At 70.3% G+C, this 12,656-nt stretch carries 12 protein-coding genes; 5 read left to right on the plus strand and 7 right to left on the minus strand.

What is annotated here, in order from left to right; genetic code table 11:
- Positions 1-17: 17 nt before the first annotated feature.
- The 5 genes from ACFC0D_RS22040 to ACFC0D_RS22060 all read right to left on the minus strand — a co-directional run bounded on the left by ACFC0D_RS22040 (position 18) and on the right by ACFC0D_RS22060 (position 4,958).
- Positions 18-470 (minus strand): hypothetical protein, encoded by a 453-nt coding sequence (locus tag ACFC0D_RS22040; RefSeq protein ID WP_376438430.1) that lies wholly within the window; start codon positions 468-470, stop codon positions 18-20.
- Between the two features lie 55 nt (positions 471-525).
- Complete coding sequence (locus tag ACFC0D_RS22045; protein ID WP_376438433.1) at positions 526-1,080, minus strand: RNA 2'-phosphotransferase; 555 nt, start codon at positions 1,078-1,080, stop codon at positions 526-528.
- Positions 1,081-1,221: 141 nt separating this feature from the next.
- A complete protein-coding gene (locus tag ACFC0D_RS22050; RefSeq protein WP_376438516.1) occupies positions 1,222-2,157 on the minus strand; it encodes a MerR family transcriptional regulator in 936 nt (311 codons plus the stop codon).
- Positions 2,158-2,334: 177 nt separating this feature from the next.
- Positions 2,335-4,113: an SDR family oxidoreductase gene (locus ACFC0D_RS22055; protein ID WP_376438435.1), complete on the minus strand. Its 1,779-nt coding sequence runs from the start codon at positions 4,111-4,113 to the stop codon at positions 2,335-2,337.
- A complete protein-coding gene (locus ACFC0D_RS22060) occupies positions 4,113-4,958 on the minus strand; it encodes a M24 family metallopeptidase (protein WP_376438438.1) in 846 nt (281 codons plus the stop codon). The genes ACFC0D_RS22055 and ACFC0D_RS22060 overlap by 1 nt, the downstream gene beginning before the upstream one ends.
- A gap of 247 nt (positions 4,959-5,205) precedes the next feature.
- Between ACFC0D_RS22060 and ACFC0D_RS22065 the strand changes: the two genes are divergently transcribed.
- From ACFC0D_RS22065 to ACFC0D_RS22080, 4 genes are read left to right on the plus strand one after another with little or no spacing between them, the layout of a single operon-like run.
- Positions 5,206-6,168: an ABC transporter ATP-binding protein gene (locus tag ACFC0D_RS22065; RefSeq protein ID WP_376438519.1), complete on the plus strand. Its 963-nt coding sequence runs from the start codon at positions 5,206-5,208 to the stop codon at positions 6,166-6,168.
- Positions 6,165-7,061, plus strand: a complete 897-nt coding sequence (locus ACFC0D_RS22070; protein ID WP_376438441.1) for an ABC transporter permease — start codon at positions 6,165-6,167, stop codon at positions 7,059-7,061. Before ACFC0D_RS22065 ends, ACFC0D_RS22070 begins: the two co-directional genes overlap by 4 nt.
- A gap of 49 nt (positions 7,062-7,110) precedes the next feature.
- A complete protein-coding gene (locus ACFC0D_RS22075; RefSeq protein ID WP_376438444.1) occupies positions 7,111-8,022 on the plus strand; it encodes an ABC transporter ATP-binding protein in 912 nt (303 codons plus the stop codon).
- 14 nt (positions 8,023-8,036) lie between these two features.
- Positions 8,037-8,756, plus strand: a complete 720-nt coding sequence (locus tag ACFC0D_RS22080) for an ABC transporter permease (protein ID WP_376438447.1) — start codon at positions 8,037-8,039, stop codon at positions 8,754-8,756.
- A gap of 304 nt (positions 8,757-9,060) precedes the next feature.
- On the opposite strand, the gene ACFC0D_RS22085 is transcribed toward ACFC0D_RS22080, so the two are convergent.
- Both ACFC0D_RS22085 and ACFC0D_RS22090 read right to left on the minus strand, forming a co-directional pair.
- Positions 9,061-10,317, minus strand: a complete 1,257-nt coding sequence (locus tag ACFC0D_RS22085; protein WP_376438450.1) for a CynX/NimT family MFS transporter — start codon at positions 10,315-10,317, stop codon at positions 9,061-9,063.
- Positions 10,314-11,111: a FadR/GntR family transcriptional regulator gene (locus ACFC0D_RS22090; RefSeq protein WP_376438453.1), complete on the minus strand. Its 798-nt coding sequence runs from the start codon at positions 11,109-11,111 to the stop codon at positions 10,314-10,316. The genes ACFC0D_RS22085 and ACFC0D_RS22090 overlap by 4 nt, the downstream gene beginning before the upstream one ends.
- Positions 11,112-11,246: 135 nt before the next feature.
- On the opposite strand from ACFC0D_RS22090, the gene lpdA reads away from it, so the two are divergent.
- Positions 11,247-12,650: a dihydrolipoyl dehydrogenase gene (gene lpdA, locus ACFC0D_RS22095; RefSeq protein WP_376438456.1), complete on the plus strand. Its 1,404-nt coding sequence runs from the start codon at positions 11,247-11,249 to the stop codon at positions 12,648-12,650.
- The last annotated feature ends 6 nt before the right edge of the window (positions 12,651-12,656 follow it).

Here is a 12,656-nt window from a genome sequence, read left to right on the forward strand (position 1 = left end):
TGGCCCGAGTCGCGGGTTCAGCGGACCCGTCGGCTCATCCAGGGACTGAGCCTGTGGTGCAGAACGAGCTCCTTGTACGTCTCGTCACCTGGGAGGGGGACGACCAGCCACCAACCCGGTGGGAAGAACGTGCCCTTCACATGGGCGAGCCCGCCATGGACGGAGCGCAGGAAGGCGGGGACGGAGTCGCGGGGCACGTCCTCGAACTCCACGCCGTCGACGGTGATCTTCGCGTCGTCCTCGGCGAAGAGCTGGACGCTGACCGCGGGCGAGCCGCCGAGCTCGACGAACGCCTCGTGCGGGAGGGAACCGTCCGGGTCCAGGACGGTGAAGACACCGGCGGACGTGCGGCGGGAGATCTGGTCCGCACCGATGTCGTCGGTGACGGTCATCTCCAGGTCGAACTCGCGGGCGATCTCGCGGATGGCCGCCACGGCCGACTGGGTGGTGGGCAGATGCGGGTGTCCCATGGGAACGATCATGCCTCGGCGCCGTTCCGCGCGCCTCGGCCGTGAGGACGAGAGCTCAGCCGGGGAGGCGGAGGAACTTCGGCGGGACGGTGTCGGTCAGCCAGACCCCGTTGGCGCTGACGTGGAAGACGTACCCGGCCCGGTGCATCGCGCCGGCGTCCACGCTGAGGACCACCGGGCGGCCACGACGCGCGCCGACCCGGGTTGCGGTCTCGCGGTCGGGGGAGAGATGGACATGGTGACGGGCCATCGGCCGCAGGCCCTCGGCCCGGATGGCGTCCAGGTGGGAGGCGACCGTACCGTGGTAGAGGTACGCGGGCGGCTCGGCGGGCGGAAGGTCCAGGTCCACGGTGACGGTGTGGCCCTGGCTGGCCCTGATCCGCGTTCCTTCGACCGCGAAGCGCTTCTTGTCGTTGGCGGCGACGACATGGTCCAGCTCGGCGCGGCTGATCGGGAAGCCGTGCTCGGCCGCCGCCCGCAGAAGCGTGTCGATCTCGGTCCAGCCGTTCGCGTCGAGGACCAGTCCGATCCGCTCGGGCTGGTGGCGAAGGTGCTTGGACAGGTACTTCGACACCTTCACGGTGCGTCTCTCTGCATCGGATCTGTTCATGGCGTCAGGATGCCGGAGGGCCGCTCGGCGGACCATTGAATTGCAGCACTGATGTTTGATCCACAGCCAAGTGCAGTTATCCACAGGGGAATTGGTGATTCTGTGGACAACAGGCCTACCTTTCAAGGGTGATTGGGCTACTTAGCCCTCACTCAAGGGGTTTGAGGAGAGTGCGTCCAATGTTCGTGTCTGCACCTCGCGTTCCGCCGCCGCAGCGATGAACGCCGCCACGTTCTCCGCGCCAACAAGCCGCTGAACGGCCCGAATCGTCCCCGACGGAAGCGTCACCGGGCGAGGCTCGTCGTCCCGCACCGGCGGAGGGTCGGCAGACAGATGGTGCTGCAGATGGCGGGTGGCGAACAGCCGCATCGCACGCGCGAGTTCGGCGTCGACCGTCTGCTGGGCGAGCGGCCGCAGCCTGCGGACCATCGTCGCCGCCTCGGCCGCGTCGGCGTCCGTCGGAGGCCGGTGCTCCAGATAACGTGCGAAGACGTGCTCGGTGGTGAACTCCAGGAAACGCGAGGCGATGTGCTCGACCTGGACGCGAAGCTCCCGCAGATGGCCGGAGATTGCGGTGAGCGGTACGCCCGCCTCGTACAACTCGGCCGCCACCGCCAGCTCTTGGGGGCTCGGAACCAGAAACTCGTCGTCCCGGTCCGGGACCCGCTCCAGGACCCCGAGCTCGATCGCCTCCCGGATCGCGTCCTCGTCGGGCTTTCCGCCGAACGTGGCGTCGAGGTCCTTGCGGGAGATCCGGTCGGCCTTCTCGTCCGTCCACGGACCGTCGACCTCGGCGACCAGGCCCAGTACCCCGCCCAGGCCGCGGCCGGCGTCCCAGGCCTCCAGCAGCTCCTTGATGGAGGCCAGGGTGTAGCCGCGGTCCAGGAGATCCGCGATCTGCCGCAGCCGGGCCAGATGCGTGTCCCCGTACACATTGGACCTGCCCCGGCGCTCCGGCCGGGGCAGCAGACCGCGGTCCTGGTAGGCGCGGATCGTCCGGACCGTGGCGCCGCTGTGGTGGGCCAGATCCTCGATCCGGTACTCCGCCGGTGCCGGCCGGCCGCCCCCGGACGACAGCCCGGCCGGCCCCGACAGCCCCGGCAGGCCGGCCTGACCCGTCGGCCCGGCCGGCCCCGCCGACCCCGACAGCCCGGCCTGACCCGACGGCCCCGGCTGCCCCGCCTGTGCTGACTGCTCCGACAAACCCGCTCCCACCCGCTTGCTCCGGCTACGAGGGATGGTACGACCGCCGGCTCACACCGGCGGCTCCAGCCGGGCTATCGCCCGCAGCGCCCTGGGGGCGAATCGCGACATGAAGTGGGCGCCCCGCGCCTCCGGGGTGACGGGGACGACGGCCTGGTTGCGCACCACGGCCCGCAGGATCGCGTCCGCGACCTTCTCCGGCGGGTAGTTGCGCAGGCCGTAGAGGCGGGAGGCCTCCTTCTGGCGGCGCTTCTGGTCCTCCTCGCCGGCTCCGGCGAACCGGGCCGTCGCGGTGATGTTGGTGTTCACGATGCCGGGGCAGATCGCCGAGACCCCGATGCCCTGGCCGGCCAGCTCGGCGCGCAGGCACTCGCTCAGCATCAGCACCGCCGCCTTGGACGTGCTGTACGCGGGCAGGACGCGGGAGGGCTGGAAGGCCGCGGCGGAAGCGGTGTTGACGATGTGCCCGCCCTGGCCGCGCTCGGCCATGTGGCCGCCGAAGATCCTGCAGCCGTGGATGACGCCCCAGAGATTGACGTCCAGGACCTTCTTCCACTCCTCCGCCGTCGTCTCGAAGAACGAGCCGGACAGTCCGATGCCCGCGTTGTTGACCAGGACGTCGACGATTCCGTACTCGCTCGCCACCTTCGCGGCGAGCTTCTCCATGGCCTGCTCGTCGCTGACGTCGACGGTCTCGCCCCATGCCTCGGGCGCGCCGATCAGCCGTGACATCTCCGCCGTCCGCGCCGCGCCCTCGCCGTCCCGGTCGACGGCGACGACCCGCGCGCCCGCCTCGGCGAAGGCGAAGGCGGTGGCACGGCCGATACCGCTGGCGGCGCCGGTCACCAGGACCAGCCGGCCGCCGAACCGCTCGGCGTAGACCGGATCGGCCGGGCTCTTCGCGGCCGTCTTCGGGGCCCTGGTGGACGGATCCTCGTTCGCCCGGACGAACTCACCGATCCACGACGCCAGCTGGTCGGGTCGGGTGCGCGGGATCCAGTGCTTGCCCGGCAGGGAGCGGCGGGTCAGCTCCGGTACCCAGGTCGCGAGGTCGTCGTAGAGCCGCTCCGACAGGAAGGCGTCGCCGGTGGGAGTGATCAGCTGGACCGGCGCGTGCGCATAGGCGTCGGCGCGCGGTCGGCTCAGCCGCGCCCGGATGTTGTCCCGGTAGAGCCAGGCGCCGTGCGCCGCGTCATTGGGCAGCGACGGCGTCGGATAGTCGCCCGCCGGGACCTTCTCGACCCGCTCGAGGAGCCTCGGCCACCGCTTGCCGAGCGGTCCGCGCCAGGCGAGCTCGGGCAGGACGGGGGTGTGCAGCATGTACACGTACCAGGACTTGGCGCCCTGGCCGAGGAGCTGGCCGACCCTGCGCGGAGTGGGCCGGGCCATCCGCTGCTTGATCCAGTGTCCGAAGTGGTCCAGGGACGGGCCCGACATCGAGGTGAAGGAGGCGATCCGGCCCTCGGTGCGCGGGACGGTCACGAACTCCCAGGACTGCACCGAACCCCAGTCGTGCCCCACGAGGTGGACGGGCCGGTCCGGGCTCACCGCGTCGGCGACCGCCAGGAAGTCGTCCGTCAGCTTCTCCAGCGTGAAGCCGCCGCGCAGCGGGGCCGGAGCCGTGGACCGGCCGTGGCCGCGGATGTCGTACAGCACCACATGGAACCGTTCGGCGAGCCGGTGCGCGACCTCCGACCAGACCTCCTTGGAGTCCGGATAGCCGTGCACGAGCAGCACGGTCGGCCGGCTCTCGTCGCCCAACTCTGCGACGCACAGCTCGATCCCGCCCGTACGGACCCAGCGCTCGCGCGCCCCCTTCAGCACGGCCATCACACGTCCCCCTCGTTCCAGCGCCGCACGTGCGGCAGATCGTCGTCCAGCCAGAACGCGCTCTGCTCGGGGTCCTTGGAGTCGGTGACGACCAGGATCTCCTCGAACTTCGCGCCCGTACCCCGGAACCCGAGGTGCGGCTCGACCGCCCACAGCCCCGGCCGGGGTGGATGGTCGGAGAACTTGTACGGCGACCAGAGCGGCGACCAGCCGTCGCGGTGGCCGTGGATCGCGTCGCTCGCGAGCCCCTTCAGCGACTGGGTGCCGAAGCCGAAGAGCGTGGGCGACCAGCGGCGCTCCTTCACCCGGTCGATCTTGTGCGCGATCACGCCGAAGGGATACGCGCGATGCCGGTTGGCGTACCCCTGGCGGACCATGAGCCGGTCCACGTTCTCGTAGATCTCGCGCAGGGAGCGGCGCTCGCGCACCTCGCTCAGGATCAGCTCGCGGTGCGCCTTCAGATCGGCGAGCAGTTTGTCGTGCACCGGGTTGAGGCCGAGGCAGCCGGAGTACCCGATGTCCGAGGTGTAGCCCTTGTACACCGGGGCCATGTCGAGGATGAACGGCATGCCGGCCTCGAGCCGCCGGTTCGTGGGGAAGAACTGGAGCGGGATCTTGAAGTCGACGAAGGCCGTACGGTCGCCGAACCAGGCGAAGGGCCGGTGGAACCAGTCCCGCACGCCCCGCTCGTACAGCCAGTCCCGCTGCATCTTCGCGGCCTCGCGCTCGGTCACCCCGGGCTTGAGCTGGGCCGAGACGGCTTCCGCGCACTCGTAGGAGAGGCGCTGCACTTCCCTGAACCCCCGCAGCTCCGCGGTCAGTTCGCTTGTCACTGCTGAGGCCATGCCACCCGCCCGTCCGTGAGCGTATGCGTGCGCTACGCGGTCGTAACTTGACACTGATGAATGTGACAATGCTCGGAGGCTGCGTCAAGAGGTGTGCAGGACGCCTGTGGAAAACTCGACGCGGGCAGGTGGCGAGCGACTTTGGTCTTGACTCCCCTACGGGTCCGTACACCTGGAGTCGGACAAGGAACGAGCCGTTGGGCTGACGACTCCTGTGGCGTACGCCACTACCGTCAATGGCGTGACTGTGATCGCCACCGAAAGCCTCAGCAAGCGGTTCCCCCGGGTGACCGCTCTCGACCGGCTCTCCCTGGACATCGGGCCCGGTGTGACCGGACTGGTGGGTGCCAACGGAGCCGGTAAGTCCACGATGATCAAAATCCTGCTCGGTCTCTCCCCCGCAACGGAAGGCCGGGCCGAAGTGCTCGGCCTGGACGTCGCCACCTCCGGCGCCCAGATCCGTGAACGCGTGGGGTACATGCCCGAGCACGACTGCCTCCCGCCGGACGTCTCGGCGACCGAGCTCGTCGTCCACATGGCGCGGATGTCGGGCCTGCCCGCCACCGCCGCCCGTGAGCGGACGGCCGACACCCTGCGCCATGTCGGCCTGTACGAGGAGCGGTACCGCCCCATCGGCGGCTACTCGACCGGTATGAAACAGCGGGTGAAGCTGGCCCAGGCGCTGGTCCACGACCCGCAGCTGGTCCTCCTCGACGAGCCCACCAACGGCCTCGACCCGGTGGGCCGCGACGAGATGCTCGGCCTGATCCGGAGGGTCTGGACGGACTTCGGCATCTCGGTGCTCGTCACCTCCCACCTCCTCGGCGAGCTCGAGCGCACCTGCGACCACGTCGTCGTCATCGACGGCGGAAAGCTGCTGCGCTCCAGCTCCACCAGCGACTTCACGCAGATCACCACGACCCTCGCGGTCGAGGTCACCGACTCCGACAGCCACCCCGACGGTGCCCAGGCCGTGCGAGCCGCGCTCGCCGCCGCGGGCGTCACCCTCCACGAGGGTGTCGAGGACGGGCTGCCCGGCGCCGGCCACATCCTCCTGGTGGAGGCCGAGGGCGAGGACACGTACGACCTCGTCCGCGACACCGTCGCCGACCTCGGCCTCGGACTCGTACGGATGGAGCAGCGGCGGCACCACATCGCCGAGGTCTTCCGCCCCGACGCCAAGCAGCAGGAGGAGGTGCCGGCGCGATGAGCTCCCAGGCCCCCGAGACCACACAGATCCACAACATCGGCTACCGCAAGTACGACGGGCCGCGCCTCGGCCGCGCGTACGCGCGCCGGGCGCTGTTCTCGCAGTCGCTGCGCGGAGCGTACGGACTGGGCCGCAGCGCCAAGTCCAAGGTGCTGCCGATGATCCTCTTCGCCGTGATGTGCGTGCCCGCGCTGATCATGGTGGCGGTGGCGGTCGTCACCAAGGCGAGCAAGCTGCCGCTCGACTACACGGCCTACGCGATCTACCTCCAGCTCGTGATCGGCATCTACCTGGCCGCCCAGGCCCCCCAGTCCGTCTCCCGCGACCTGCGGTTCAGGACGGTGCCGCTGTACTTCTCGCGCCCGATCGAGCGGATGGACTACGTCCTCGCCAAGTTCGGCGCGATGGCGTCGGCGCTCTTCGTCCTCACCGCCGCGCCGCTGGTGATCCTCTTCGTCGGGGCGCTGCTCGCGAAGCTCGACTTCGCCGACCAGGCCAAGGGCTTCGGCCAGGGTCTCGTCTCCGTGGCGCTGCTGTCACTGCTCTTCGGTGGTATCGGCCTGGTCATGGCCGCGCTCACGCCGCGCCGCGGTTTCGGCGTCGCCGCCGTCATCGCCACGCTGGTGATCTCCTTCGGCGCGGTCTCCACGCTCCAGGGCATCGCCTACGGCACGGACAACCTCGACGCCATCCAGTGGATGGGCCTGTTCTCGCCGATCACGCTCATCGACGGGGTGCAGACCGCCTTCCTCGGCGCCACCACCTCCTTCCCCGGAGGGGAAGGCGTGGGACCGGGCGCCGGAGTCGGCGTGGTGTACCTGCTGGTCGTACTCGCGCTCATCGCCGGCTCGTACGGAGTCCTGATGCGCCGCTACCGAAAGGTGGGGCTGTGACCGCCCTCCCGTCGCCCACCACCACCCTTCCAAAGAATGGGCTGCGCCCATGAGCACTCTTTCCATCGACCACGCCTCTCGGTGGTTCGGCAACGTCGTCGCCGTCAACGACGTCACCATGACGATCGGCCCCGGTGTCACCGGCCTCCTCGGCCCCAACGGCGCGGGAAAGTCGACCCTCATCAACATGATGGGCGGATTCCTCGAGCCCTCCACGGGCGCCGTCACCCTCGACGGCGAGGCGATCTGGCGCAACGAGTCCGTCTACCGGCAGATCGGCGTCGTGCCCGAGCGGGAGGCGATGTACGACTTCCTCACCGGGCGCGAGTTCGTCGTCGCCAACGCCGAGTTGCACGGCCTCGGCGACAAGGAGGCCCAGCGCGCGCTCGCCACCGTGGAGATGGAGTACGCGCAGGACCGCAAGATCGCCACGTACAGCAAGGGCATGCGCCAGCGCGTGAAGATGGCCTCCGCGCTCGTCCACGACCCGTCCGTGCTCCTGCTGGACGAGCCGTTCAACGGCATGGACCCGCGCCAGCGGATGCAGTTGATGGACCTGCTGCGCCGTATGGGCTCCGCCGGCCGCACGGTGCTCTTCTCCTCGCACATCCTGGAGGAGGTCGAGCAGCTCGCCTCGCACATCGAGGTGATCGTGGCCGGGCGCCATGCCGCCTCCGGCGACTTCCGCAAGATCCGTCGGCTGATGACGGACCGGCCGCACCGCTATCTCGTGCGGTCCAGCGACGACCGGGCGCTCGCGGCCGCGCTCATCGCCGACCCGTCCACGGCCGGCATCGAGGTCGACCTCGCCGAAGGCGCTCTGCGCATCCAGGCGGTGGACTTCGGTCGCTTCACGGAACTGCTGCCCCGGGTCGCCCGGGACCAGGGGATCCGGCTGCTGACGGTCTCGCCCTCGGACGAGTCCCTCGAATCGGTCTTCTCGTACCTCGTAGCGGCCTGAAAGGAGCCTGACCGATGTACAACCCCACAGTCGCCCGGCTCACCTACCGGGCACTGCTCGGCCGCCGGCGGGCGCTGATCCTCTTCGCGCTGCCCGCACTCCTGCTGGTGATCGCCGCCGCGGTACGGGCGTTCAACGGCGCCGACGACCAGATCGCGGCCGACGTCCTCGGCGGTTTCGCGCTCGCCACGATGGTGCCGCTGATCGGTGTCATCGCCGGAACGGGCGCGATCGGCCCGGAGATCGACGACGGTTCGATCGTCTATCTGCTGTCCAAGCCGGTGAAGCGGTCCTCGATCATCTTCACCAAGCTGATCGTCGCGATCGCCGTGACCATGGTCTTCTCGGCGGTGCCCACCTTCATCGCCGGCCTGATCCTCAACGGCAACGGGCAGCAGGTGGCGGTGGCGTACACCGTCGCGGCGCTGGTCGCCTCCATCGCGTACAGCGCGCTGTTCCTGCTGCTCGGCACGGTCAGCCGCCACGCGGTGGTCATCGGCCTGGTCTACGCACTGGTCTGGGAGGCCCTGTTCGGCTCACTGATCTCCGGGGCGAAGACGCTCAGCGTGCAGCAGTGGGCGCTCGCGGTGGCCCAGAAGGTCAGCGGCGAGGGCCTGGTCACGTCGGACGTCGGTCTGACGACGGCGGTGGTGCTGCTGATCGGCGTGACGGTCCTCGCGACCTGGTACGCGGGCCAGAAGCTGCGGACGCTGAAGCTGGCGGGCGAGGAGTAGAGGAGTCGAGGCACGGAGCCCGGGGCCGGGACCCAGCCGGGTCCCGGCCCGGGGTGCAGGTGCTGGGCACGCAGCCGGGTCCCGGCCCGGGGTGCAGGTGCTGGGCACGCAGCCGGGACCCGGCCCCGGGTTGCAGGTGCTGGGCACCCAGCCGGGACCAGACCCCGGGTTGCAGGTGCCGGGGACCAGACCCCGGGTTGCAGGTGCCGGGCACCCAGCCGGGACCCGATCCCGGCTCCAGGCGCCAGACACCCGGCCGGGCACCGGAGCCCGTGCGACAGCGGCCAGGGGCCTCTGCCGAGGTTCAGACCTTGGCGTCCCTGGCCGCCGGAAGTCCGACCCCCAGGGCCGCCGCGCAGACACACAGGACCAGCACGATCGGCACCGTCCAGGAGCCGGTCGCCTGGTGGACGGCTCCCGCGGCCAACGGCCCGGCCGCGGCGAGCAGATAGCCGACGGTCTGGGCCATTCCGGAGAGCCGGGAGGCGGTGACCGCGTCGCCCGTCCGCAGCACGATGAGGGTCAGGGCGAGCCCGACCGCCCCGCCCTGCCCGATGCCGAGCAGCGCGGACCACAGCCAGGCACCCTGCACCGGGGCGACCATCAGCCCCGCGTAGCCCGCCGCGACCAGCGTCGTGACGAGGACGACCAGCCGGCGCTGGCTCCGCATCCGGCCCGCCAGGAGCGGCACCGCGAACGCCCCCGCCACCTGGATCAGGTTGTTGAAGGCGAAGACCACGCCGGCCGTCGAACGGCTCATCCCGTGGTCCGTGAAGATCGTCGGCATCCAGGCGATCAAAACGTACGACCAGAGCGACTGCAGCCCCATGAAGAGGGTGACCTGCCACGCCAGCGCCGAGCGCCAGACGCTCCTGGCGGGCGCCGCCGGGACGATCCGTACCTCATCTCCCGTACGGCCCCTGGCGATCAGGACCTGCGGCAGCCAGGCGAGCGCGGCGAGCGCCGCGAGCAGCGACCAGAACCCCAGGGATCCTTCCCAGCCGCCTCCGAGGGCCTGCTCCAGCGGCACCGAGGCCGCAGCCGCCACCGTGGCGCCCGCGATCATCGCCCCCGTGTAGAGCGAGGTCATCGAGGCGGCCCGGTCGGGGAAGTCCCGCTTGATCAGGCCGGGCATCAACACGTTGAGCAGGGCGATCGCCGTGCCGACCAGGACACCGCCGCCGTACAGCGCGTACACCGACGGCAGGACGCGCACCAGGATGCCGGCGCCGAGCAGGACCAGCGCCGCGAGCAGCACCCGTTCCGCGCCGAAGTGCCGCCCGAGCCAGGGCGCCACCAGCGCGCCGACACCGAGGAAGAGCACCGGCACGGACGTCACCAGCGAACTGGCCGTCGACGACAGGCCGAAGGCCGCCGCGATCTCTCCCACCAGCGGGGACACGCTCGCGAGCGCCGCCCGCATGTTGAGCGAGGCCAGCACGATCCCGACCAGCAGCAGGACCGGATGGCCGAGCGAAGCCCGTCGCCCCGCCGTCCCTCGGGCCGAGGGACGGGCATCGGCCTCCGCGTCGAGGACCGGCGGCCGGTACCCGGTCCTCACAGCACCTCACCGGTCCGCTCGTCACCGGTCCGCTCGTCACCGGTCCGCGCCTCACGAGCGTCACGAGCCTCATGCACTTCACGAGCTTCATGTGCTTCACGCATCTCATGGACCTGACGCGTCTCACCGGTCAGCGCCGTGATCGTCTCCATCGGCACCCGCAGCAGCTCCCGCGCCCCCGCCTCCGCCGCCTCCGCGTCCCCCGCCTCGACCGCGGCGACCAGGGCCTCGTGCGCGTCGATGTCGACCGGCGGCATCTCCCGGTCGCCGAGCGCCTCCACCAGCACCTCGTGCACCTGTGTGGAGAAGAAGCGGTACACCTCGGTGAAGGCCGCGTTGTGCGTGGCCTCGACGACAGCCAGGTGGAACGCCATGTCCGCGTCCGCGGCACGGTCGCCCTCCTCGCGGAGGGTCGCCAGCGCCGCCCGCAGCCGCAGCAGGTCGTGGGTGTCCCGCCGTACCGCCGCCAGGCGCGCCGCCTCCGCCTCCAGGGCCATCCGCAGCTCCATGACGTCGCGCGCACCCGCGTGGCGCACTCCGCGCAGGACGGCGGCCGGATCGGCGGTCGACCTGACAAAGGTGCCGTTGCCCTGGCGGGACTCCAGGAGACCCGCGTGGACCAGAACCCGCACCGCCTCGCGGACGGTGTTGCGCCCGACGCCCAGCTGCTCGGCGAGCGTGTGCTCGGTGGGAATGCGGTCCCCGACCTCCCACTCGCCCTGCGCGAGCTGGTCGCGCAGCTGCTCCACCACGGAGTCCACCAAGGAGGTCCGCCCCGCCGCCTTCAGCCCCATCACCACTCCACACGAGATAACGCGAGATATTCGCCCGGTTGCCCAGTCATCCTACAACTGACCTCGCGGCAGGCACCGGACTACTGTGGGCCCGTACGCGGACACGAACACCCTCACCACCTTCGGGAGTCAGTCATGTCAGACCGCTTCGACGTCGTCGTACTCGGAGCTGGCCCCGGCGGCTACGTCGCCGCCATCCGCGCCGCCCAGCTGGGCAAGCGGGTCGCGGTCGTCGAAGAGAAGTACTGGGGCGGTGTCTGCCTGAACGTCGGCTGCATCCCCACCAAGGCGCTCCTGCGCAACGCGGAGCTCGCCCACATCTTCAACCACGAGGCGAAGACCTTCGGCATCAAGGTCGACGGCACGGTCTCCTTCGACTACGGCGAGGCGTTCAGCCGCAGCCGTACGGTCGCGGACGGCCGGGTCAAGGGCGTCCACTTCCTGATGAAGAAGAACGGCATCACCGAGTTCGACGGCCGCGGCACCTTCGTCGACGCGAACACGATGCAGGTCGCCAAGTCCGACGGCACCACGCAGACGATCACCTTCGACAACTGCATCATCGCCACCGGCGCCACCCCGCGCCTGCTGCCGGGCACCGCCCGCAGCGAGCGCGTCGTGACGTTCGAGGAGCAGATCCTCGCCGAGGACGTGCCGCAGTCGATCATCATCGCCGGCGCCGGCGCGATCGGCATCGAGTTCGCGTACGTGCTCCACAACTACGGCGTGAAGGTCACGATCGTCGAGTTCCTGGACCGGATCGCGCCGCTGGAGGACGCCGACGTCTCCAAGGAGCTGGCGAAGCAGTACCGCAAGCTCGGCATCGACGTCCTGACCTCGACCCGTGTCGAGGCGATCGACGAGTCCGGCCCGCAGGTCCGCGTCACCGTCACCGGCAAGGACGGCGCGCAGAAGGTCCTGGAGGCCGACAAGGTCCTCCAGGCCATCGGCTTCGCCCCCAACGTCTCCGGCTACGGCCTGGAGACCACCGGCGTGGCGCTGACCGAGCGCGGCGCGATCGACGTCGACGGCCGCTGCCGCACCAACGTGCCGCACATCTACGCCATCGGTGACGTGACCGCGAAGCTGATGCTCGCGCACACCGCCGAGTCCATGGGTGTCGTCGCCGCCGAGACCATCGGGGACGCCGAGACCATGGAACTCGACTACCCGATGATCCCGCGCGCCACCTACTGCCAGCCGCAGATCGCCAGCTTCGGCTGGACCGAGGCGCAGGCGCGGGAGAAGGGGTACGACGTCAAGGTCGCCAAGTTCCCCTTCACCGCCAACGGCAAGGCGCACGGCCTCGGTGACTCCACCGGCTTCGTGAAGATCATCGCCGACGCGCAGTACGGCGAGATCATCGGCGCCCACCTGATCGGCCCCGACGTCACCGAGCTGCTGCCCGAGCTGACCCTGGCGCAGCAGTGGGACCTGACGGTCAACGAGGTCGCGCGGAACGTCCACGCGCACCCGACGCTGGGCGAGGCCGTCAAGGAAGCCATCCACGGTCTTGCCGGACACATGATCAATTTCTAGGGATTC

Origin of the sequence: Streptomyces sp. NPDC056222 (assembly GCF_042264065.1) — a bacterium.
Taxonomy (GTDB): Bacteria; Actinomycetota; Actinomycetes; order Streptomycetales; family Streptomycetaceae; genus Streptomyces.

Bases quoted from the DNA above. Each gene is read 5' to 3' on its own strand.
- ACFC0D_RS22070 (WP_376438441.1), top strand. From the start codon at position 6,165: ATGAGCTCCCAGGCCCCCGAGACCACACAGATCCACAACATCGGCTAC.
- lpdA (WP_376438456.1), top strand. From the start codon at position 11,247: ATGTCAGACCGCTTCGACGTCGTCGTACTCGGAGCTGGCCCCGGCGGC.
- ACFC0D_RS22075 (WP_376438444.1), top strand. From the start codon at position 7,111: ATGAGCACTCTTTCCATCGACCACGCCTCTCGGTGGTTCGGCAACGTC.
- ACFC0D_RS22060 (WP_376438438.1), bottom strand. From the start codon at position 4,958: ATGGCCTCAGCAGTGACAAGCGAACTGACCGCGGAGCTGCGGGGGTTC.
- ACFC0D_RS22090 (WP_376438453.1), bottom strand. From the start codon at position 11,111: ATGGGGCTGAAGGCGGCGGGGCGGACCTCCTTGGTGGACTCCGTGGTG.
- ACFC0D_RS22045 (WP_376438433.1), bottom strand. From the start codon at position 1,080: ATGAACAGATCCGATGCAGAGAGACGCACCGTGAAGGTGTCGAAGTAC.
- ACFC0D_RS22040 (WP_376438430.1), bottom strand. From the start codon at position 470: ATGGGACACCCGCATCTGCCCACCACCCAGTCGGCCGTGGCGGCCATC.
- ACFC0D_RS22055 (WP_376438435.1), bottom strand. From the start codon at position 4,113: ATGGCCGTGCTGAAGGGGGCGCGCGAGCGCTGGGTCCGTACGGGCGGG.
- ACFC0D_RS22080 (WP_376438447.1), top strand. From the start codon at position 8,037: ATGTACAACCCCACAGTCGCCCGGCTCACCTACCGGGCACTGCTCGGC.